We start from the raw sequence: 21984 nt of genomic DNA, 5'->3' as shown, positions 1-21984 counted from the left end.
GGGACTCGGTGCTCATCGGCCCCGACTCACCGAAGGCGGTCTACCTTCCCGTCGGGGTGGGACACGCCGTACTGGCACTCGAGGAGGGGACGGTGATCACCTACCTCCTCTCGGAGGAGTACGTGCCCGCGAACGAGCTGGGGGTCGACGTCCACGATCCGGAGTTGGGGCTACCCCTACCGGAAGGATCGGGTCTCATCCGGTCCGCCCGTGACGCTTCGGCCCCCACGGTGGCGAAGGCGCTCGAAGCGGGGCTGCTGCCCACGTACGAGGACTCCATCGCCGGGGAGAAGGGCCTGACCGAGGCCTGAGGGCACCCGGCCCGGGAGCGCCCCACCGCTCACAGCCACCCGCGGCCCTGAGCCACCAGGGCCGCCTCGGACCGGGTCCGGGTGTCCGTCTTGCCGATCGCCGAGGACAGGTGGTTGCGCACCGTCCCCTCCTTGAGGAACAACCGCTTGGCCGTTTCGGTGATGGTGTCCCCCTCCAGCACCCCCAGGAGTACTTGCTTCTCCCTGGAGGTGAGGGGGTTGATGCCGTGGGTGAGGGATTCCGCGGCCAGTGTCGGATCCACGACCCTGACCCCCTTGCTCACCTTGCGCACGGCCTTCGCCAGCTCCTCGGGAGGTGCGTCCTTGACCATGAAACCCGTGGCTCCGGCGGACATGGCGCGAACCAGATAGCCGGGCCGGCTGAAGGTGGTGCAGATCAGGACCCGGCACCCCGGCACGTTTCGGCGTAGCTCCTCCGCGGCGGCGAACCCGTCCTTGCCGGGCATCTGGATGTCGAGCAGGGCCACGTCCGGAGTCGTCTCACGAGCTGCGGCGAGCACCTCTTCCCCCGTGCCCACCTGGGCCACGACCGTGATGTCGGATTCGAGGTCGAGCATGGCGGCGAGCGCACCGCGGATCAACGCCTGGTCGTCCGCCAGCAGGACACGGATCATTCGTTGCTCCCATCAATCTCCGGTGGAGCCGATCCGCCACCCTCGAAGTCGTCCTCGGGGTGAAGGGCCGCCGCCACGTAGAACCCTCCGTCGGGGCGCCGACCGAACCTGAGTTCGCCCCCTTGGTCCGTGATCCTCTCCTCCAGGCCGCGCAGACCATTCCCCTTGACCACGCGTCCAACGCCCGGACCGTTGTCCAGCACCTCCACGCCGTTCCTGTCGAGGCGGATCTCGACCACCGTGGCTTCCGAGTGCCGTACCGCGTTCGTCACCGCCTCTCGGACCACGTAGCCGAGCACCCGTTGCGCGTCCGGAGAGACCTCGTCGACCGCTCGCGGAAGGCGTGGAACGATCCCCACGGAGCGGAGGACGACTCCGGCCCCCGCGATCTCACCCGCCAGCGTCACCGATCGGTAGTCCGACACCGTGGCTCGAACGTCCGAGAGCGACTGCCGGGCCACCTGTTCGACCTCTCCCGCCTGTCGCGCCTCCTGCTCGTGTCCGGCGTGTTCGAGGACACGTCGGAGTACCCCCGCCTGGACGGTGATGGAGGTGAGGCTGTGGCCCAGGATGTCGTGGAGTTCCCGGGCGACACGTTCACGTTCCTTCACGACGGCGAACTCCGCCACCTCGTCCCTGGCCCTGCGCAGCTCCCCGTTGGCGTCCACCAGGCGGATGAACAGGATCATCGCGATGCCGACGGAGGCCAGTAGCACCAGGTCGGAGAGCACCGCGGTGATCTCCCCGGTGAAGAACGCGACGCCGGCGAGGACACCGACCACCAGGAGCACCACACCGGTCGCCACCACGGTCCGGGAGAAGGCGGTGATCACGCAGAGGGCGAAGACCAGGACCCATGCGTTCTCCAACCCGGCGAGTGTGACCAGCGCGCCGCCCAGGGCCAGGAGCAGGGCGCACATGAGCATCCGCACGAACCACGCCTTCGACTCCCCCAGGATCACGAAGATCAGATAGGAGACGACGTAGGCGAACCCGATCCCGAGGACCCACGCGCCCGGTTCCGTGTCCGGTCCCTCCGCCACGGCCAGCCCGTACGGCAGCATCAGCAGGCTGAACAACAGGGTCAATCCGGCGGAGACCCACAGTGCCCCGCTGCCATGGGAGGAGTGGGAGGGCGGGTCGAAAAGTCGCCGGCCGACCTCATCGATGGATCGTCCCAGCGATGCGGTCGGCCGTTCCTGCGCGCCTGGATGGTTCATGAAGAGCCGTTCCGGTCAGGTACGTGCGGAGTCATGACGATAGCGCCAGCCCACGGCCACGGCGAGAGCCACCGTCCACGCCGTGAGCGCCGCCGCGGAGTGGAGAAGGGGCTGCGCCTCCACACCGATGGCGGCGGCCATCCCGGACTTGCCCAACTCCGCCAACCAATAACTCGGGGTCACGTAGGACACGTAGAGGAACCACTCCGGAAGGGTCTGGAGGGGGATGAACAACCCACCGAAGATCGCGAGTACGAGCATGCCGATGATCGTGATCTGCTGGACGTTCTCGCGCGTTCCCACCTGCCCCACGAGGAGACCCAGGATGGCGAAGGGCAACCCTCCCAGAGTCACGAGCAGGGTCACCGAGACCCAGGCGGCCGGGTCGAGACGCACTCCCAGGAAGGCGGCGGCCACGAAGGCGACCGCCAGCGGTGGCGGGACGGCCACCAACATGCCGACGGAGACCTTCCCCAAGAGGTAGCCCGAACTCGACAGGGGTGTCAGCCGGAGCTGACGCTGCCAGCCCGCCTGCCGCTCGTTGACCACTCGCGCGCCGACGAGCATTCCGGAGATCAGTACGCCCCAGGCGGCCATGCTCGGCATGAGGATCGTGGCCGGGTCGTAGGCGTCGTGGGAGTCGGGCCACTCGGCCTGGAAGATGATCACTTCCAGCACGTAGAAAGCGGCCGGGAAACCGAGGACGAAGAGAAGGGTTCCGGGTTCCCTGAGCACCCGGCGAAGCTCCAGCTTCAGGTATCCGACGTTCATGACTGTTCGTCCTCATCTACGTTGCCGGTCAGGACGAGGAAGGCTTCGTCCAGACCGACGCCGACCACCTCGATGTTCACCGCCTCCGGGAAGCGGTCCAGGAGGGCCCGGAGCGTTCTGTCGGAGTTGGAACTGAGAATGACCACCTTGTCCAGGCGCACGTCCGCGCTCACGACGAACGGCAACTCCAGGACCTCCTCCTGGGACACGTCGGGGACGGTGGCCGTCAGGGTCCGTCCCTCCGCGAGCGCCCTGACCTCTTCGACGCTCCCGTCCGCGGCCACCTTCCCGTCCCGGAGGAAGACGATTCGGTCGGCGACCTCCTCCGCCTCCTCCATGTAGTGGGTGGCGAAGATGACGGTGTGCCCGCTCTGGGTGAACTTCTTCATCGACTCCCAGAAGTACTTCCGGGTGGCGACGTCCATGCCTGCCGTCGGCTCGTCGAGGATCAGCAGGTCCGGGTCGGAGACCATCGCGATGGCGAAACGGACACGCTGTTTCTGGCCGCCCGAGAGCTTGGTCGACCTGCGCCGGGCCAGGTCCTCGATACCAGCCCGGTTCAAGGCCTCGGTAACGGTGAGCGGGGAACGGTGGAGGGACGCCACCATCGCCACCATCTCCCCTACGGTGGCATCGTCGAGCAGGGCCCCGTCCTGGAGCATCGCCCCGATCCGCCCCTCCTTCACCGCCTCGCCCGGTTCCGCGCCGAAGACCAGGACCTCGCCCTTGTCCGGGCGGGTGAGGCCGGTGATCATGTCGATGGTGGTCGATTTGCCCGCCCCGTTGGGCCCCAAGAGCGCCACGACCTCACCCGGTGCGATGGTCAAGTCGATGCCATCGACCGCGTGCACCGTCCCGTAACTCTTGCGCAACCCCGATATGTACAGTGCTGGAGTATCACCGACACGCACGACCGATCGCACCTTTCCTCTATCCTGTCCGTTTTCCATGGAACCGATTATGTGGTCACGGCGACCGACCCGCCTAGATCGTCTATCACGGGTCGACCATGATGATTGTCATCTCCGTTGTCACCCGTGTAGCGCGCCCTGCACGAATCACGATGCACAGGCCACCGGAACGAACATCATCTGTTCCGGACAAGGAGTAGAGGACGCACTGTCGAAGAGCCCTGCCCCACCCGCGTCTCCAGCGAGGACACGGATCGGGTTCTCTCGGTATACCAGGGCCTGAGAGCCCGCCGAAGACCTTGGACCCCCTAGCCGACCCCTATCAACGAACGCGGACCCGGAAAGGAAAAATACGGGTGGCATTCAAGCCCTCCACCAGGGAAACATGAACCGAGAATCTGCGCTCCGGAACCGGAGCGCATTGATCGTGCGAAAAATCGGCTTGCGCCGTTTCCCGGATGCCGGGCCGGTGGTCGACCGAACCCTGGTTGCTTCTCCTGAGGAGGACGAAATGCCCGCGGGCTCCACATGCCGAATCTGTTCCGGAACACTGCGTGAGTTCATCGACTTCGGACGCCAACCACTGTCCAACCGATTCGTGCGACCGGAGGACATCGAGGGCGAGACCTTCTTCAGGCTGGCCACGGGCATCTGCGAGAGCTGCACGATGGTGCAGCTCATGGAGGAGGTGCCCCGTGAACTGATGTTCAACGAGGACTATCCCTACGTCTCCGCGGGGTCGAGCGTCATGCGCGAGCACTTCGCGTCCATCGCTCGCCGCTTCCTCAACACCCACCTCAAGGGCGAGGACACCTTCGCGATCGAACTCGGCAGCAACGATGGGACGATGCTGCGGACCATCGCCGACGCCGGGGTCCGCCACCTGGGCGTCGACCCCTCCGGCGGGGTCGGTGAGACGGCTCGGGAGCAGGGCGTTCGGGTGCTGGTCGACTTCTTCGAGAAGGAGAGCGCCGAACGCATCATGGCCGAGGACGGCCCCGCGAACGTCATCTACGCCGCGAACACCCTGTGCCACATCCCCTACCTCGACTCCGTCTTCCAGGGGATCGCGCTGCTCCTGGCGAAGGACGGTGTCTTCGTCTTCGAGGACCCCTACTTCGGGGACGTTCTCCGGCGCAACTCCTTCGACCAGATCTACGACGAGCACTACTACTACTTCACCGCGCGCTCGGTACAGGCGCTGGCCGCCCGATACGGTCTCGAGTTGGTCGAGGTCGAACGGCTGCCCGTCCACGGTGGCGAGGTGCGCTACACGCTCGCCCACGCCGGCGCCCGCACGCCGAGCCTGGCCGTCTCCGAGCTGATCTCCGAGGAGGACGCCTCAGGGGTCGCGAAATTGGAGACCTTGGAGGCGTTCAGCGCCAAGGTCGACGCGATTCGGGACGACCTCGTCGGCCTGCTGAAGGATCTGAAGGAGCAGGGCAAGACCGTCGTCGCGTACGGGGCCACCGCCAAGAGCGCGACCGTCGCGAACTACTTCGGGATCGGCCCCGACCTGGTGGAGTTCGTCTGCGACACCACGCCGGCCAAGCAGGGACGGCTCACTCCGGGCATGCACATCCCGGTGCGACCCGCACAGGCCTTCACCGACCCCTACCCCGACTACGCGCTGCTCTTCGCCTGGAACCACGCCGAGGAGATCATGGCCAAGGAGGAGGGGTTCCGGGCATCCGGGGGCAGGTGGATCCGCTACGTTCCCGACGTCACCGTCTCCTGATGGCGGCGCTGACGGGGTGGGCCGTCGACGTCGTCGCCCGTTCCGCGTCGGTGGAGACACCCGGGCGGTTCGGCCCCGACGAGGTCCGGGAGTGGTTCTCCGCACTGGCCGCGCACACCGGTGTACAGGTGAACAGGGCACCGCTGGACGGTCTCGAGGGTTGGGACGAGGCGCCGGGCACCGGCGACATCGGGCACCACAGCGGTGGGTTCTTCAGTGTGCGCGGCCTTCAGGTCCGCGATCCCGACAACCGCGAGGAGCCCGGTTGGTCCCAACCCATCATCGACCAACCGGAGATCGGTGTCCTCGGCATCCTGATCAAGGAGTTCGACGGTGTGCCGTACCTGCTGATGCAGGCGAAGATGGAACCGGGGAACGTCAACCTCATCCAGCTCTCCCCCACCGTCCAGGCGACCCGGAGCAACTACACGGGGGTGCACCGTGGCCGGTCCGTGCCCTACGTGGAGTACTTCCTGGATCCCCCGGCGAGGAGCGTCCTCGCCGACTCGCTCCAGTCGGAGCAGGGTTCGTGGTTCCTCCGCAAGCACAACCGGAACATGGTGGTGCTCGCCGGTGACGAGGACGTCCCGCTGCGGGAGGGCTTTTGCTGGCTGACCTTGAAGCAGGTACACGAATTGCTCGCCGAGGACGACCTGGTGAACATGGACACCAGGACCGTACTCTCCTGTCTGCCGTCCCACACGCGTGACCCCGACGACGGCGCTCTGCTTCCGATGTCGGAGATCCTCAGCACGATCACCGCGGCCCGCTCACGGACCACCATGTCCGCCTCGCCCGTACCGTTGCGGACGATCGAGGGATGGCACCGAACGGCGGGGGAGATCAGGCACCGGGAGGACCGGCACTTCAGGGTGATCGGTGTCGACGTGGCGACGAGGGGCCGAGAGGTCAGGAAGTGGTCGCAACCGATGATCGAACCCCGTGGGCTCGGCTTGGCGGCCGTGGTGACACGCCGGGCGAACGGGGTCCCGCACCTGCTCCTGAGGACGACCGCCGAACCCGGTCTGCGGGAGACCGTCGAACTGGGCCCGACGCTCCAGCTCGAGTGCGAGGACGAGATCGGGTCCGGCTCACGCCGGTCGTGGTCGGACGGGATGTCGAAGGCCGCGGGATCCAGGATCCTCTTCGACGCCGTCCAGTCCGAGGAGGGAGGCCGCTTCTTCCACGCTCGAACACGCAACCTCGTGGTGGAACGCGGAGAGCGGCCGCTCCCGGAGGAGGACCTCCCCGATCACCTGTGGGTGTCGCTTCCTCAGGTGGACGCCCTTCTTCGGCACAGCCACTACCTGAACATCCAGGCTCGAAGTCTGGTCGCCTGTGTCCGAAGCCTCTCCGGCCTCCACGGATCACCGGCCGACGGGTAGCACCGAAAGGTTCCGGCCGGGCCACGAGAGGGGGTGCTCACCCTCGTGGTCCGGCCGGTTCAGCGCACCCCGAAGCCCTCCCACCAGTCCTGGTTCTCGCGGTACCACTCCACCGTGGACCTCAGTCCTTCGGAGATCTCCACACGCGGTTCGTAGCCGAACTCGTCGAACATCTTGCTGTAGTCCACGGAATAACGCAGATCGTGCCCGAGCCGGTCCTTCGACCGCACGACCAGGCTCGGATCGGCCCCGGTGTGCTCCACGAGGATGTCCGCCAGTTCCCGGTTCGTGAGTTCGCTGCCGCCGCCGATGTTGTAGACCTCTCCCGGCCGGCCGCCCTTCGCCACGAGCGCCACCCCCCAGCAGTGGTCGCTCACGTGCAGCCACTCGCGGACGTTGGAGCCGTCACCGTACAGCGGCACGCTCCGCCCCTGGGAGAGGTTGGTGACGAAGCGGGGGATCAGTTTCTCCGGGTACTGTCGCGACCCGTAGTTGTTGGAGCAGCGGGTCACGGAGACGTCGAGGCCATGGGTGCGGTGGTAGGACCGCACCAGGAGGTCGGAAGCGGCCTTCGACGCCGCGTAGGGCGAGTTGGGCTCCAACGGGCACCATTCGTCCCAGGAGCCCTTGGCGATGGAACCGTACACCTCGTCGGTGGAGACGTGCACGAACTTGCCGACCCCGTTCCGGAGCGCGCACTCCAGGAGGTTCTGGGTACCGAGCACGTTCGTCCTGACGAAGGCGGCGGAGTCCACGATGGACCTGTCGACGTGGGACTCCGCGGCGAAGTGGACCACCAGGTCCACACCCTTCATCAGCTCATCGACCGTTGGGTCACAGATGTCGATCTCGGCGAAACGGATGCGCGGGTCGACCCGTCCGGTGAACAACCGGTGATCGCCCGCGTAGGTGAGTTTGTCGACGACCACCACCTCGGTGGCGGGCAGATCCGGGTAACGTCCGTCGAGAAGGTTGTGCAGAAAATGGGATCCGATGAAACCGGCGCCACCGGTGACCATGATTCGCATGAGACTTCTACTCCAGTTTCCCCATCGCCTTTTCTTCTGCAATTCTCATGACATAGTTTCCGTAATCGTTTCCGCCCAACGCCGCCCCCAGTCGATAACAGGATTCGGCATCGATGTACCCCATCCGCAAAGCCACCTCCTCCAGGCATGCGATACGGATTCCCTGCCTCTGTTCCATCACCTGGACGAACTGGCAGGCCTGCAGGAAGGTATCGTGCGTTCCCGTGTCCAGCCAGGCGAACCCTCGACCGAGGTCCACCATTTCGGCCCGTCCCTGCTCCATGTAGATACGGTTGACATCGGTGATCTCCAGTTCCCCGCGCTCCGAGGGTCGAATATCCTTCGCGATGTCGACCACCGTGGAATCATAGAAATAGAGACCGGTGACGGCGCGATTGGAACGCGGCTCGGCCGGCTTTTCCTGGAGATCGGTGAGTCTGCCCTGGTCGTCGGTCACGCCGACCCCGTACCGCGAAGGATCGTTGACCGGGTAGCCGAAGAGAACACATCCGTCGACATCCTGCGCCTTGTCCTGGAGGATGGACGAGAAGACCGGACCGTGGAAGATGTTGTCGCCCAGAATCAGCGCCGAACTGTCGTCACCGACGTGATCGGCTCCGAGGACGAACGCCTCGGCGATCCCCCGAGGCTTGGTCTGTTCGGCGTAGGTCAGGTTGATCCCCAACCAGGATCCGTCGCCCAACAGGCCCCTGAAAAGCGCCATGTCGCGGGGCGTCGTGATGATCAGGATATCCCGCACTCCGGCCAGCATCAGGACGGAAAGCGGATAGTAGATCATCGGCTTGTTGTAAACCGGCAGAATCTGCTTGGAGATCGATATCGTCGCCGGGTGCAACCGGGTTCCCGACCCACCCGCGAGAAGGATGCCCTTCATGGGGTGTCCTCTCCGGCACCTGAACGGCCATGTGCCGGGACCGCGCCGTTCACCGGACCCAGCCTCGTTCCAGCGCCATCTCGCCGACCACCTCACGCAGAGCCACGATCTGAGCACCGTTCAGGTCGGGCACCCTTTCGAGGAACTCCTCGGTGAGCAGATGCCGTAGCTCGTCCCGGGAGAGGTCCGGCCCCTGCGTCGCGGACCCCACACCCGACTCACCGTTCGTGACGCCGGCGGGTAGGCCGACGTCCTCGTCGGTGGGTTCGAGCAATCGGACCTCGAAGGCCTTTCGGCCACGGTGCCCGTTGACCGCGTCGAACCGGACCCTTCGTCCGGCCTGGAGTTCGGATTTCAGCTCCTCCTCCAGCCCCGAGGCGTGGATGAAGACATCCTCGCCGCCGGAGTCCGGTTCGATGAATCCATAACCGCGTTCCTCGTCGAACCGTACGACTACTCCTGTCTCCACCAGAACACCATCAATCTTCAAGGCGACCAGATCAAAAGTAGGCTTGCACAGCCGAAACCACGACCGGAACCCCTTGCACCCCCTAGTCTTCGGACGCCGTCCCCTCCCACGCTTCCTAGGGGCCCTTAAAAATCCCACGGGCCTGGAAATGTCCAGGTGGTCATCCATATATTTTCATGAGTGTGCCCTCACGAAAGGGTGAAGTGAAATTCAGGCAGGCTAGGGGATCCATGAGTATTTACGTGTGGAACTACCTTGACGAGTACGAGCGCGAGAAGGAAGAAATCCTCGACGCCGTCGTCAAGGTGTTCGAGTCCGGACAGCTGATCATGGGACCCAGTGTCCGCGCGTTCGAGGAAGAGTTCGCGGGCTATCACGGCCTGCCGCACGGCATCGGCGTCGACAACGGGACCAACGCCCTGGTCCTGGCCCTGCGCGCCCTGGGCGTCGGCCCGGGCGACGAGGTCATCACCGTCTCCAACACCGCCGCGCCGACGGTCATCGCGATCGACCAGATCGGTGCGAAGCCGGTGTTCGTCGACGTGAACGAAGCCGACTACCTCGTGAACACGGACCTGATCGAAGAGCAGATCACCGAACGCACCCGGTGCCTGTTGGTGGTGCACCTCTACGGTCAGTGCGCGGACATGGACACCATCCAGTCCATCGCCGACCGGCACGGCATCCCGATCCTGGAGGACTGCGCCCAGTCGCACGGAGCGCGCCGATGGGGCCGGTTGGCCGGCACCTTCGGGAAGATATCGGCTTTCTCCTTCTACCCCACCAAGGTCCTCGGTGCCTACGGTGACGGGGGCGCGGTCCTCACCAACGACGATGAGGCCGAAGCGTCGCTGCGCCGACTGCGCTACTACGGCATGGAGAGCCAGTACTACGTGGTCGACACCCCCGGCCACAACAGCCGTCTGGACGAGGTCCAGGCCGAGATCCTTCGTCGGAAGCTGACCAGGCTCGACGCCTACACGGAAGGGCGCCGTCGGGTCGCCCGTCGTTACGCGGAGGCCCTCTCCGACACCGAACTGGTCCTTCCCCACGTCAACGACGGCAACGAGCACGTGTACTACGTCTACGTGGTCCGGCATCCGCGACGCGACGAGATCATCTCCGAGCTTCGATCCCACGGGATCTCGCTCAACATCAGTTACCCGTGGCCGGTGCACACCATGACGGGGTTCTCCCACCTGGGCTACGAGAAGGGTTCGCTTCCGGTCACCGAGCGGCTCTCCGGGGAGATCTTCTCCCTTCCCATGTACCCCTCCCTTCCCGAGGACCGTCAGGAGCAGGTCATCAAGGCCATGCGCGAAGTCCTCGGTGCCGCCTGACCTCCGACAGAAACCGGAACTTGCCTCATGCGTGTTCTCTTCGCCACCATCGGCGAACCTTCGCACTTGGACCCCCAGGTCCCGCTGGCCTGGGCACTGATCTCCGCGGGCCACGAAGTACGGGTGGCCAGCGGACCGGCGATGACCGACCTGATCGCCGCCGCCGGGCTGCCGCCCGTCGCGGTCGGCGAGGACCACGGCATGGACGAGTTGCTGCGTGCAGCGGAGTCGGAGGCCGGCGGGTCGATCGAGAACGAGATCGCCGACTGGAGCCACCCCTTCGACGAGTCCCTGACCTGGCCGGAGGTGCTGATCAAGTACCAGGCCTCGGTGCCGTACGGGCTCCAGCCCTACAACGACCCGATCCTCGAAGGCCTGGTCGACTTCGCGCGGCAGTGGAAACCGGATCTGGTGATCTGGGATCCGCTCACCTACGCGGGAGCCGTCGCGGCGGAGGCGGTCGGGGCCGCGCACGCCCGGTTGCTGTGGTCGGTCGACATCTACTCGACGATGTACCGGACCTGGCAGCGGCTGAGCATGGAACAGCCTCCGGAGGAGCGGCACGACCCCCTTCGGGATTGGCTCACGCCCGCCTTGCAGGAGGTCGGAGCCGAGTTCTCCGAGGAGATCCTGACCGGTCAGTGGACCATCGACCTGGTTCCGGACTCCCTCCAGTTCGAGTTGGAGACACCGCGCCTTCCGGTGCGCTACGTGCCGTTCCACACGCGGCGCCCCGCCCCTTCGTGGATCCACGAACAGCCCGTGCGGCCCCGGGTCGCGCTCTCCGGTCGCGGGTCACTCGACGCGAAACTCAACAGCAGCATCTTCCCGGTCAAGGCGACCATCGAGGCCCTGGCCGAGATGGACGTCGAAGTCGTGGCCGTCCTGAGCGAGGACGAGCGGGAGCAGCTGGGAACGGTACCGGAGAACATCCGTCTCGTGGACTTCGTACCGTTCCACATGCTCCTGCCCACCTGCTCCGTCCTGATCCACCACGGTGGGTTCGGTGCCGCCTCCACCGCCGCCCTCAACGGCGTACCCCAGCTCCTCCTTCCCATCAGGCACGCGGACGCGTGGGTGCGGGCCGAGCACTTGGCCCAGGCCGGCGCCGGACTGTTCCACCACGCGTTGGAGGCCGACACCGGCACGATCCGAAAGTCCCTGACGAGACTCCTCGAAGAGCGCTCCTTCAGGGAGAAGGCCTGGGACCTTCAACAACAGATGGTGATGACGGCGACCCCGAACGACATCGTGGCCGACCTCGAACGGTTGACGCACCGGCACCGCAGGGATTCGGACGGCGCGAACACCCCGAGAACGTGGACGGGTGGTCGGGCATGAAGGTCATTGGAGCGGGGTTCGGCCGTACCGGAACCTACTCCCTCAAGGTGGCGCTGGAGCAGATCGGGTTCGGTCCGTGCGACCACATGTACGAGATCGCCGAGCGACCGGAGCGGATCCACAAGTGGCTCGACGTCGTCGAGGGCCGTTCCGAGGACTGGGACTCGCTGTTCGCCGGGTACGAGAGCGGCGTCGACTGGCCCACGGCGGCCTACTGGCGGGAACTCTCGGAGCACTACCCCGAGGCGAAGGTCGTGCTCACCGTCCGTGATCCGAACAAGTGGTACGAGAGCACCCAGCAGACGGTGTTCAAGCGGAACCCCTGGGTCCGACCGCTGACCTGGCTCGCGGAGCGGCAGAGCCCTGACCTGAGGGCGTTCCTCCGGATGGACCGGGCCAGTGTGGTCGACCGCGTCTTCGGCGGTTCGGTCCACGACAAGCAGCACATGATCTCGGTGTTCGAGCGGCACATCGCCGAGGTCCGAGCGACGATCTCCCCGGATCGCCTCCTCGTCTATGAGTTGGGGCAGGGATGGGAGCCGCTCTGCGAGTTCCTGGACGTCCCCGTGCCGAACACGTCCTTCCCCCGGTTGAACAAGCGCAGTGAGTTCAGCAAGGAATCCAACAAGCACATCCAGAAGTTGATGTCCTCACGCTGAGGAAGGCACTGGACCGTGTCGCGAGCGGGTCGCCCTGTCCTGGGGCGGCCCGCTCCCGTTTCGGGGTGGCGGGCCCTCACGCACGGGTACCGGCCTCAGGCCAGGTGGGTGAGGAGGTCGCGCAGGGCATCGGGGCCGATGGGTTCGCGGTCGGTCAGCGGTGACTCGACGGTGCCCTGTTCGGTGAAGCGGGCACGGACGTCCCCGATGACCTCGGGGTCGACGTCGGCGGGGACCTGGTTGACCACGACGGTGCCCAGGCGAAAACCGGTGTCGGCGAGTTCCCTGGCCGCGCGGTCGGTCTCGGCCAGGACCATACGGCGCGGCACCAGGACCAGCCGGACCTCGGCGTCCTCTCGTAGCCGGGCCGCCGCGCGTTCGAGTCTGCGGCGGCGGGCGTGCAGCTTCTCCAACAGCGGGTCCTCGGCGCCCTCCCGTGTGCCGCCGATGACACCGACGGCGAAGCGGTCGGCGTCGACGGCACGCTCGCGTTGGCGGGCCAACCCCTGTACCCAGGGGGTGAGCAGTTCGGGCAGGTGGAGCAGGCGCATCAGGTGACCGGTGGGGGCGCTGTCCACGACCAGGCGATCCCACCGGTCGGGGACCTCCTCCATGGTGTCCATGAGCAGGTCGGCCAGTGCGGACTCGGCCATTCCGGGGCCGGCCGCGGCGTGATCGAGGTGGCGGGAGACCGCGGGCAGGATCTCGCGGGGCAACGCTCGGGCGGCGTCGTCACCGATCCGCCGGACCCTGCGGCGAAGGGCCGCGTCGGCGTCCGGTTCGCGCACCCACAGGTTCTCGCCGACCTGGACGGGCGTGTCACCGAGGGGCGTCGCGAGGACGTCGCCGAGGGAGTGCGCGGGGTCGGTGGACAGCAGCAGGGTGCGCAGGCCGCGGTCGGCGAAGTGGAGTGCGTGGGCTGCGGCCATGGTGGTCTTGCCGACCCCGCCCTTGCCGCCGAAGAAGACGATGGAGGGTGCCACCGGGGTATCGGGGGTGTCGGAGTCCTTCTTCGCTGGTGCGGACCGACGGAACCTCAACAGCACACCCCCGGTCCGCCAAGGTCGTCCCGCCCCATGCGCTGGTGCCATTCGTGCAGGTCGGCCACCATGTAGGGGATCAGGTCGAGGGTCTCATAGGAGACCGGCCCCTCCACCCCCAGAGTCTCCAGGAGCAGAAGGGCGCGCAGCGTGTCGTGCTGGGTGCGCGCCTCCCGACGCACCTCCTGCCGCCATTTCGCGGTGAAGACCTCCTCGTGAAAGGCCTCCAACCTCTTCCAGGCGTCGTATGCGCGAGAGAGCGCACCCAGCGGGTTCACGTCCTACTTCTCCTTCGGGTCGGAGGTCTCGGTGGTCTCTTCGGACTCGGTGGCCTCGGTCTGCGGCAGGTGGCGCGCGGCGAAGGCCTTGCGCAGCGCGATGGAGGCCTCGACCACCAGCCAGATGGCCAGCGCGAAGATGACGAAGTCGATCGGCGCCAGCAGGAAACGGTCGATGACGTCGTCGGAGCGCACGAACGCGATCAGGTTGACGATCAGCGCCCACGAGGTCATGACCAGTAGGAACACCAGTGGGATGAGGATCGCCAGCGGGTTGCGGCGGCGTTTGGTGACCCACACCGCGATGACGGCGAGCGCCAGACCGGCGGTGAGCTGGTTGGTGGTGCCGAACAGCTGCCACAACGTACCGAAGGCGAAGTCACCCGGGATGAGCGCCAGACCCAGCGGCACGAGTGTGGCGATCAGCGTCGCCACGGTGAGGTTGCGGGCCAGGAAACGGAACCGGACGATCTCGGCGATCTCCTGGACGATGTAGCGCTGAAGGCGCACACCGGTGTCCATGGTGGTCGCGGCGAAGCTGACCACCACGACGACGGCGAAGATGACACCGATCTCCAGCGGAACGCCGAGGTTGTTGGCGAACCGCCCCACACCCTCGACGAAGTTGCCGGTGGCCCCCGCCGAGGCCGAACCGAAGTCGCTGTACAGACCGTTCCAGTCGGCCGTCGGAGAGGTGGAGGCGGCGACCACACCGGCGGTGCAGGCCAGGACGGAGCAGACCGCGAGCGTGCCCTCACCGGCGGCGCCCATGTACCCGACCAATCGGGAGTCGGTCTCCTTGTCGATCTGTTTGGCGGTCGTACCGGAGGCCACCAGGCTGTGGAATCCGGAGATCGCACCGCAGGCGATGGTGATGAACAGCAACGGGAACCACGGTGGGGAGTCCGCCGGGATGTCGCTGTTGATCACCGGGGCGACGATGGTGTCCCAGCCGACGACGACGCCGAGGAAGATGACCACGAAGGCCAGCATCATCTGGTGCAGGTTGATGTAGTCACGCGGCTGCAGCAGCATCCACACCGGAATGCGGGAGGCGATGAAGGCGTAGACGAACAGCAGGATGATCCACACAGTGTTGGGGGTCATCCCCATCGCCTCGGAGACGCCGGTGATGTCGATCGGGAACATCACCCCCAAAGGGATGCACACGTACACCAACGCCAGGGCGATGATCGACGGCACCAGGGCCGCGGTGCGGCGCTTGTAGACGATCTGTCCGACCGCGATCGCGAGCGGGATCTCCACCAAGACCGGGAGGACGGCGGCCGGGTAGTTCACGAACAGGTTGGAGATGACCACGGCGAACACGGCGTTGACCATGGTCAGCAGGAAGAAGATGATCACCAGGAACAGCGTCCGTGAACGCTTGCTGATGACGTCTCCGGCCAGGGTGCCGATGCTGCGCGCCTTGTGCCGGACGGACACCACGAGGGCACCGAAGTCGTGGACACCGGCGGCGAACACGGTACCGAGGAGGATCCACGCGAGCGCGGGTCCCCACCCCCAGAACACGGCGACGGCCGGACCGACGATGGGAGCGGCGCCGGCGACCGAGATGAAGTGGTGGCTGAAGACGATGTGACGGTTGGTCGGCACGAAGTCGATGCCGTCCTTGTAGGTGTGCGCGGGGGTGACGAACCCCGGTTCCAGCGCGTACACCTTCTCCGCGAGATATCGCGAGTAGTAGCGGTAGCCGAGTGCGAACACCGCCACGGACGCGAGTAGGACGAGGGCTGCGGGCATGGCCGTGGCCTACCTTCCGCATTCCGGGCCCGAGACTCGGCGTGATCGTCGACTCGGACCCGTCGCCCGGTGATCACGCCTGATCGGACCATGGGTTAGGGTCACCAGAAATTAACATGCGACATTCCTCACTTATAAGGTCTGACCTTGACTGACCTGATCACGGTTTGGCAGCGATCCACCGTCGCGGAACTCAGCTGGATCTCTCCGTCCGGACCCACCGGCATCCCGGTGGTCCCGTTGACGCTGCGCGACCGGGTGTGCGTCGCCCTGCCCTACTCGATGGCCGACCTCGCCCTCACCCTCGATGGCCGGCACGCCGCGTTCAGCGTGACCGACCAGGGGGCCGGCGGTCAGGTGGGGCTGGCGGGCAGCGGACCCGTCGAGGTGCTCGAAGACCTGGAGGGGCGGGAGTTCGCGGAGTCCCTGGTCGAGCAGGAGGCGCTCAAGCACCCGCCCACCCGGCTTCGTGGGGACAGCCTCATCGCCCGCCGGGAGAACTGGTGGTGGGTCCCGAGGATGATCGTGACGCTCGCCTCGGTGGAGAGCACCCGTGAACTCCATCCCCGAACCCGGGCCACGGACGCGCTCCTGGTGCGCGACCACCACGGTCGCCCGGAGGTCGGCGTGGTCACGGCCGACCGGTGGTCCGACCAATCGGGGTCGAACATCGAGTTGTGGGATCGCGGTGGAGGGCTTCTGGCGGGAGCCGACGAGCCGGTCTTCGTCTTCTCTCACCAGCACAGCCCCGACTTCGAACGTTGGGAACGCTGGTCCCGTTCGGGGCGGCTCAACGGCGAGTCCCTGCTGGTGGACCAGGCCGAGGGCACCCCCGTGGGCGAAGGGCCCGCCGGCCCGCTGCCTCCCTACAGCCTCCTGGAACGCTACTCCAACCACCGCTCCCTGGCCCGATCCTGCCGTCGAGGCATCGCCGAGGCCGAACGCCGTCGTCGTGCCGGGGGGCTCATGGGGTGAGCAGCCCCCAGGTCACCGCCCAGGGAAGCAGGGCGGTGGCGCCCACCAACAGCAGACCGAGTCGGGCCCGATCGACCCCGGTCAGGCGGTCTGGTCGGCTCCAGCAGGCCAGGAGCAGCGCCGCGGTGGCGCCCAGCGCGGTCAACGCACCCAGCTGCAACCCCAGCCAGGGCAGTGGTCGGCCGAACACCACCGCGCCGACCTCGGTTCCGGCGGTCATCATGATCCACCCCAGGTAGACCACGGTCAGGGGTGGCAGCGACAACCCGAGGACGGCCAGCACCCGCCGGGCACCGGCCGCGGGCAGCCGGCTCCGGCGCCCACGGATCCTGCCGATCAAGCCGGTCCCGAGGTAGGCGGAGAAGCAGACCAGGGTGCCGCCACCGGAAGCGACGAGGAGCCACAGCGCTCCGGAGCCGGCCGGTGGCTGTTCGACGCTCTCCAGGTCCTGCGCGGGTGGCGCGTCCGACCCACCCGGCGGTTCACCGGCGGCCAGACCGTGCACCCAGCCGGTGACCGTGTCCACGTACTCCGGTGCCAGGTCCCCGAACAGCGAATCCAGATCGGTATCGCCTTCGACGAAGCCGTCCGGGCTCGGTTCCATCCCGTGGCCCACCCCCGAAATCACTCGGAGGGTGTGGTGGGGGTGCCCGCTCCCGGACAGGGTGTCCCGGTACAGCTCCAGGGTCTGCCCCGGTGGAGTGCTGCGGTCGTGTTCGGCGATCACCCCCAGGAAGGGCTGTTCGAGTCGGGCGAGGTCGGGCAGAGGGTCGTGGCCCGCCAGGCGGAAGGCCTCGGCACCCACCACGTGACGGGTCAGGCGTCCGCCCAGGTCGTCGAGCAGCCGATCGGAGACCCCCGCGTGCCGCAGCTGGACCTGGTTCATCCAGATCTGGGTGCGGTCCGGCGGCAGTGCGCTGGGAGCGGCCGCCACCACGAAGTCCACCTCCGCCGACCGGACCCCCGCCTCGATGACGGTCCATCCACCCTCGCTGTGGCCGTGCACCCCGACCAGATCGGAACGGACGTCGGAACGTTCACGGAGGAGCCGGACCCCTGCGAGGGCGTCATCGGCGAGGTCCGGCAGGGAGGCCCCGAAGAGGCCGTATCCGTCGCTCTCCCCCCGCTTGTCGTAGACCAGGGTGACCACCCCGGCCGCCGCGAAGGCCTCGGCGATGGGCAGGTACGCCTCCAGCGGCACGCCCTCGCCGGAGCCGGCGACGAGCACCACTCCCGGGTGCGTCTCCGTCGTGGCCTCCGGGGCGAGCACCGCCCCGCGCACGGTGCGCTCCCCCGCGATGAACTCCACCTCCTCCCTGGTCACTCCCGTCGCCTCCTCCTTGTTCCCCTCCCCTCGGGGCACGTCACCGGGATCGCCGGGGGCGGCTCGGGCCGGCAGGGCCAGGAACACACCCAAGAGCAGTACCGGAAGGGGGAGCAGCGCCTTCAAAAGCGCCGCTCGCCTACGGGGGGCGGGCATGGGGTCACCTCGTCTCCACTCGGATCTCGCACACGGACACCCGTGCACAAAACTCTTTGCACAACTTATTGTGCACACCTCGCGCTCTTGGTCAAGGGCTTGCACAGAAACCTGTGCACAACTACGTTGAGCCCCATGAGCCCAGCCTCGGAACCCAGGACGATCGACGACCCGTCGGTCCTGAAGTCGCTCGCGCATCCACGTCGGCAACGCATCCTCGCCCGGTTGCGCGAGCACGGTCCCGCGACCTCGGCCTCCCTTGCCCGCGAGCTCGGTCTGAACACCGGCGCCACCAGCTACCACCTGCGTGAACTGGCCCGGAACGGGCTGGTGGAGGAGACCGAACCGCCCGAGGGATCACACGGCCGGGAGCGCTGGTGGCGCACTCCCCGGCACGACCTGCGCTTCCCACCGCGCAGCGCCCAGGAAGAGGCCTTCCGTCAGGCGCTGGACGAGTACGCCCGGTCCACGTTCACCCGCGACTTCGAGGACTTCAACCGTGCCTTGGAGGCCACCGCCGAGGACGGGGCCTGGGGCGACGCGTTCCCCTTCTCCAGCGGAAGCATCCAGGTGACACCGGAGGAGCTGTTCGGTTTCTTCGAGGAGTACATCGCCCTGCTCAAGCGCTACCAACGCGCCCCGGAGCAGATGCCCGAGGGGGCCCGTACCGTCGTCACCCGCTTCCTGGCCTTCCCCTCGACCTCCGACAGCGCCTCGGACTCGCAAGGCCACCAGGAGCGGGCCTGAGCACCCGCGCCCGGGCGATCCCGACCGTCCCGGCGGTCGTCGCCGCCCCCTGGACGGGTCAGCGGTCGAGGTAGGCGAGGACGGCCAGGACCCTACGGTGGCCGTCCACCCGGGGGTCCAGGTCCAGCTTGGTGAAGATCGACCCGATGTGCTTGCTCACCGCCGCGTCCGACACCACCAGCAGGCGGGCGATGGCCGCGTTGGACTCTCCCCGGGCCATGAGGGACAGCACCTCGCGTTCCCGGGGCGCCAGCCGGTTCAGCGGGCTGGAGCGGGCCGCCAGCATCACCCGGACCACCTCCCGGTCCAGGACCGTGCCGCCCGAGGCGACCTTGGTGACCGCCTCGGCGAACTCCTCCACGTCGCCTATACGCTCCTTGAGCAGGTAGCCCACCCCTCCCGGCGCGTCGATCTCCAGCAGGTCCGAAGCGTAGGCGGGCTGCACGTACTGGCTGAGCACGATGATCCCCAGACCGGGACGTTCGCGGCGGATCCGCACCGCGGCCAGCAGCCCCTCGTCGGCGTAACCCGGAGGCATGCGGACGTCCGTGACCACCAGGTCCGGGTCGTGTTCGCGCACCGCCCCCTCCAAGGCGTCGGCGTCGCCGACCGCGGCGACCACCTCGTGCCCGAACCTGCCCAACACCCCCGCCACACCCTCGCGGAGCAGGACGGAGTCGTCCGCGACCACCACGGCCAGTGCGCGCGTCATCGTTCCGGGATCTCCAATCGCACGGTGGTCGGCCCGCCCGGCGGGCTGTCCACGGTCAACTCGCCCGCCAGCACCGCCAGCCGGTGCCGCAGGCCGCTCAGCCCGCCACCGTCCGGGTTCGCGCCTCCGGGTCCGTCATCGGTAACGTCCACCCACAGTCCTCCGTCCCGTACCCCGCCCGTTACCCGAACGGTGGCGTCGGGCGCGTGCTTGCCGGCGTTGGCGATGGCCTCGCAGACCACGAAATAGGCGGTGGACTCCACCGCTCCCGGAAGACGTTCGGCCAGGTCGAGATCGATCTCCACCTCCGACGCGGAGCGGGCGGACACATCCAACAGGGCGGCCCGCAACCCCCGTTCGGTGAGCACCTGGGGATGGATGCCGCGCACCAGGTCCCGCAGTTCGCTCAGTGCCTCCGTCACCTGTGCTTGAGCCTCCCTGACGGCGTTCGCCGCCGGGGAGTCGGCGGGCAGGTCCAGCCGGGCCAAGCCCAAAGTGGTCTTCACCGCGACCAGGCGTTGTTGGGCACCGTCGTGCAGGTCGCGTTCGATGCGTCGGCGTTCCTCGTCGAAGGCGGCGGCCAGCGCCGCGCGGGAACTGGTGACGTCGCGCAGCTCCGCGACCAGACGGCCCTCGCGCGGGGAGAGCACGGCGCGGGCGATCTCCGAACGTGTCGCCGCCCATCCCGCGATCAGGTAGAGCCCGACCGGCCACAGGACGGCCCATCCGAACACGGAGGCGCACCGTTCGTGGACGTTCAGGTGTGGGGCGTCGACGAAGTTGAGCACACCCGCGAGGGGGACTCCCAGAGCCACCACGATCACCGCCAGGTCCAGCACGCAGAGCACCGTGAGGCTCAGCAGTGTGTACACGAGGTCGCGCCACAGGCGGGGTGAGGAGCCCGTAGCCGTCGGCCGTTCCAGCCGTTCCCCGACCAAACCCTCACAGAGCCGACCCCAAGGCGCCACCAGCGGTGTACCGGCGGGGCCGGCCACCAGGACCACGAGGATCACGACCGGCTCCCAGTACCACGGCCACTCGGTGATGGTGGTGTATCTCAGCAGGAGATCCACGCTTGCGACGATGAGCACGCCGCCCACGGTGCCGGCCGAGACGTACGCCAGGGCCCGCCACGGCCACGCCGACAGCAGGAAGCGGTGGGGCGCGAGCGTGATCGCCGCACGCAGGTTCGGGGGGCTCACCCGCTCGACGGTAGCCCGCACGAGGGCGATCGCGCGGTAGAGCAGGGTCTACCTCCGAGTCTCCACCACGGGCACCCGCGCGGGACCCGCCCGATCCGATGTGCTCGGTAAATGAAAGCGACACTCGGCGCCACACGTGACGCCCTGCGCATCGACTCCGTGACCAAGCGTTACTCGCACGAAGCTGCTCGACGGCGCGGGGCCGTCCGAGGACGACGAGGTCGTGCTGCCCGCCTCCTACGGGCGTTCGGTGGGCGACACCGTCGACGTGTTGACGGCCGGCGCCGAACGGCCCATGACCGTCTCCGGCGTCACCGACGGCGACGACGTCCTGGTCCCGGACCCTCTGGCCGAGAAGAGCGCGGCCGGAGTGTCCCTCATCGGTGTGGTCACGGCGGCCGAAGCCGACACCACGAGCATCGGCGACCTGGTGCGGGACGTGGTGGGCCCGGCCTCGGACGTGTACACCGACGACGAACGCGGCGCGATGGAGTCGGAGTTCGACGCGTCCAACAACTGGGGCGGCCAACAGCTGCTGGTCCTGATCGGCGCGCTGGCCGTGTTCGTCTCCGTGTTCGTGGTCGGCACCACCTTCACCTTCCAGGTCTCGGTGCGCCGTCGTGAACTGGCGCTGCTGCGCCGTGGGCGCCACCCCGCGTCAGGTGCGTCGAATGCTGCTCGGGGAGGCCGCGATCGTGGGGGTGGGCGCCTCCCTGGCGGGCTCTGGGCTCGGGATCCTCGGGGCACATCTGCTGGGCGGGTGGATGATCGACGGTGGACTGCTCTCCCGTTACCGGGAGGTGCGTTCGGTGGCCCTGCCCGTCCTGGTGTCGGTGCTGATCGGACTCGCCACGGCGGTCACCGGGGTCCTGGGGGCCTCCCGCAAGGGCGCGGCGGTGGCACCTCTGGAGGCGCTGCGCCCGGAAGGGGCCGAGGACGAAACGGTGCCGAGGTGGCGGCTGTGGGTCGCGGTCTGCGCCGGACTCCTGGGCGTCGTGCTGGTGGTCGCGACCGCGCGAGGGGACACGGAACAGGCCATCGCCTACGGTCTTGCGTCGAGCCTGGCCCTGCTGGTGGCGGTAG

The 21984-nt window shown here is 67.5% G+C and carries 23 protein-coding genes; 9 read left to right on the top strand and 14 right to left on the bottom strand.

Annotation, left to right across the window (positions count from 1 at the left end):
- Positions 1-311 (top strand): dTDP-4-dehydrorhamnose 3,5-epimerase family protein (locus K8V84_RS01745; protein WP_304069517.1); only part of this gene is annotated, 311 nt, incomplete at its 5' end.
- A gap of 29 nt (positions 312-340) precedes the next feature.
- Here the strand turns inward: K8V84_RS01745 and K8V84_RS01740 are convergent.
- The 4 genes from K8V84_RS01740 to K8V84_RS01725 are packed head-to-tail and all read right to left on the bottom strand — an operon-like array spanning position 341 to position 3809.
- Entirely contained in the window at positions 341-946 is a 606-nt protein-coding gene (locus K8V84_RS01740; RefSeq protein WP_304069515.1) for a response regulator transcription factor, read from the bottom strand.
- A complete protein-coding gene (locus tag K8V84_RS01735) occupies positions 943-2166 on the bottom strand; it encodes a sensor histidine kinase (RefSeq protein ID WP_304069513.1) in 1224 nt (407 codons plus the stop codon). The genes K8V84_RS01740 and K8V84_RS01735 overlap by 4 nt, the downstream gene beginning before the upstream one ends.
- A gap of 15 nt (positions 2167-2181) precedes the next feature.
- The gene (locus K8V84_RS01730; protein WP_304069511.1) at positions 2182-2937 is read right to left on the bottom strand and encodes an ABC transporter permease; all 756 of its coding nucleotides are present in this window, start codon (positions 2935-2937) and stop codon (positions 2182-2184) included.
- The gene (locus tag K8V84_RS01725) at positions 2934-3809 is read right to left on the bottom strand and encodes an ABC transporter ATP-binding protein (RefSeq protein WP_304069510.1); all 876 of its coding nucleotides are present in this window, start codon (positions 3807-3809) and stop codon (positions 2934-2936) included. Before K8V84_RS01725 ends, K8V84_RS01730 begins: the two co-directional genes overlap by 4 nt.
- A gap of 550 nt (positions 3810-4359) precedes the next feature.
- On the opposite strand from K8V84_RS01725, the gene K8V84_RS01720 reads away from it, so the two are divergent.
- Both K8V84_RS01720 and K8V84_RS01715 read left to right on the top strand, forming a co-directional pair.
- A complete protein-coding gene (locus tag K8V84_RS01720) occupies positions 4360-5586 on the top strand; it encodes a class I SAM-dependent methyltransferase (RefSeq protein WP_304069509.1) in 1227 nt (408 codons plus the stop codon).
- Complete coding sequence (locus K8V84_RS01715) at positions 5586-6971, top strand: NDP-hexose 2,3-dehydratase family protein (protein ID WP_304069508.1); 1386 nt, start codon at positions 5586-5588, stop codon at positions 6969-6971. Before K8V84_RS01720 ends, K8V84_RS01715 begins: the two co-directional genes overlap by 1 nt.
- Before the next feature lie 59 nt (positions 6972-7030).
- Here the strand turns inward: K8V84_RS01715 and rfbB are convergent, their stop codons facing one another.
- Genes rfbB through K8V84_RS01700 form a run of 3 tightly spaced genes read right to left on the bottom strand, consistent with a single transcriptional unit; the run spans position 7031 to position 9363 of the window.
- Positions 7031-7999, bottom strand: coding sequence for a dTDP-glucose 4,6-dehydratase (gene rfbB / locus K8V84_RS01710; RefSeq protein WP_304069507.1), 969 nt, complete (start codon positions 7997-7999; stop codon positions 7031-7033).
- Between the two features lie 7 nt (positions 8000-8006).
- A complete protein-coding gene (gene rfbA / locus K8V84_RS01705) occupies positions 8007-8894 on the bottom strand; it encodes a glucose-1-phosphate thymidylyltransferase RfbA (RefSeq protein ID WP_304069506.1) in 888 nt (295 codons plus the stop codon).
- Positions 8895-8943: 49 nt separating this feature from the next.
- Complete coding sequence (locus K8V84_RS01700; RefSeq protein WP_304069504.1) at positions 8944-9363, bottom strand: cold shock domain-containing protein; 420 nt, start codon at positions 9361-9363, stop codon at positions 8944-8946.
- A 230-nt stretch (positions 9364-9593) separates the two neighbouring features.
- Between K8V84_RS01700 and K8V84_RS01695 the strand changes: the two genes are divergently transcribed.
- The 3 genes from K8V84_RS01695 to K8V84_RS01685 are packed head-to-tail and all read left to right on the top strand — an operon-like array spanning position 9594 to position 12703.
- Positions 9594-10703 (top strand): DegT/DnrJ/EryC1/StrS family aminotransferase, encoded by a 1110-nt coding sequence (locus K8V84_RS01695; RefSeq protein WP_304069502.1) that lies wholly within the window; start codon positions 9594-9596, stop codon positions 10701-10703.
- A gap of 27 nt (positions 10704-10730) precedes the next feature.
- Entirely contained in the window at positions 10731-12044 is a 1314-nt protein-coding gene (locus tag K8V84_RS01690; RefSeq protein WP_304069500.1) for an activator-dependent family glycosyltransferase, read from the top strand.
- Positions 12041-12703, top strand: a complete 663-nt coding sequence (locus K8V84_RS01685; protein WP_304069498.1) for a sulfotransferase family protein — start codon at positions 12041-12043, stop codon at positions 12701-12703. Before K8V84_RS01690 ends, K8V84_RS01685 begins: the two co-directional genes overlap by 4 nt.
- A 95-nt stretch (positions 12704-12798) precedes the next feature.
- Here K8V84_RS01685 and K8V84_RS01680 read toward each other — a convergent pair whose 3' ends face one another.
- Genes K8V84_RS01680 through K8V84_RS01670 form a run of 3 tightly spaced genes read right to left on the bottom strand, consistent with a single transcriptional unit; the run spans position 12799 to position 15785 of the window.
- Complete coding sequence (locus K8V84_RS01680) at positions 12799-13686, bottom strand: ArsA family ATPase (protein ID WP_304069495.1); 888 nt, start codon at positions 13684-13686, stop codon at positions 12799-12801.
- 53 nt (positions 13687-13739) lie between these two features.
- Positions 13740-14021: a cory-CC-star protein gene (locus tag K8V84_RS01675; RefSeq protein ID WP_304069493.1), complete on the bottom strand. Its 282-nt coding sequence runs from the start codon at positions 14019-14021 to the stop codon at positions 13740-13742.
- 3 nt (positions 14022-14024) lie between these two features.
- Positions 14025-15785, bottom strand: coding sequence for a carbon starvation protein A (locus tag K8V84_RS01670; RefSeq protein ID WP_304069491.1), 1761 nt, complete (start codon positions 15783-15785; stop codon positions 14025-14027).
- 147 nt (positions 15786-15932) lie between these two features.
- On the opposite strand from K8V84_RS01670, the gene K8V84_RS01665 reads away from it, so the two are divergent.
- Positions 15933-16760: a hypothetical protein gene (locus K8V84_RS01665; protein WP_304069490.1), complete on the top strand. Its 828-nt coding sequence runs from the start codon at positions 15933-15935 to the stop codon at positions 16758-16760.
- On the opposite strand, the gene K8V84_RS01660 is transcribed toward K8V84_RS01665, so the two are convergent.
- Positions 16750-18240: an alpha/beta hydrolase gene (locus tag K8V84_RS01660; protein WP_304069488.1), complete on the bottom strand. Its 1491-nt coding sequence runs from the start codon at positions 18238-18240 to the stop codon at positions 16750-16752. The two genes, K8V84_RS01665 and K8V84_RS01660, sit on opposite strands and share 11 nt — an antisense overlap.
- 135 nt (positions 18241-18375) lie before the next feature.
- Here K8V84_RS01660 and K8V84_RS01655 point away from each other — a divergent pair, with 135 nt between their 5' ends.
- A complete protein-coding gene (locus K8V84_RS01655; protein WP_304069486.1) occupies positions 18376-18987 on the top strand; it encodes a transcriptional regulator in 612 nt (203 codons plus the stop codon).
- Positions 18988-19045: 58 nt separating this feature from the next.
- On the opposite strand, the gene K8V84_RS01650 is transcribed toward K8V84_RS01655, so the two are convergent.
- From K8V84_RS01650 to K8V84_RS01640, 3 genes are all read right to left on the bottom strand, one after another.
- Positions 19046-19699 (bottom strand): response regulator transcription factor, encoded by a 654-nt coding sequence (locus tag K8V84_RS01650; protein WP_304069484.1) that lies wholly within the window; start codon positions 19697-19699, stop codon positions 19046-19048.
- A complete protein-coding gene (locus K8V84_RS01645; RefSeq protein ID WP_304069482.1) occupies positions 19696-20901 on the bottom strand; it encodes a sensor histidine kinase in 1206 nt (401 codons plus the stop codon). The genes K8V84_RS01650 and K8V84_RS01645 overlap by 4 nt, the downstream gene beginning before the upstream one ends.
- 237 nt (positions 20902-21138) lie before the next feature.
- A complete protein-coding gene (locus tag K8V84_RS01640) occupies positions 21139-21489 on the bottom strand; it encodes a hypothetical protein (protein WP_304069480.1) in 351 nt (116 codons plus the stop codon).
- Positions 21490-21521: 32 nt separating this feature from the next.
- Between K8V84_RS01640 and K8V84_RS01635 the strand changes: the two genes are divergently transcribed.
- A partial coding sequence (locus K8V84_RS01635; protein WP_304069478.1) for an ABC transporter permease occupies positions 21522-21984 on the top strand: 463 nt, incomplete at its 3' end.

It is taken from the genome of Nocardiopsis listeri, from assembly GCF_020741345.1.
GTDB lineage: Bacteria > Actinomycetota > Actinomycetes > Streptosporangiales > Streptosporangiaceae > Nocardiopsis > Nocardiopsis listeri_A.
Note: the sequence above shows the minus strand (reverse complement) of the source record. Positions and strands in the feature narration are given on the sequence as shown.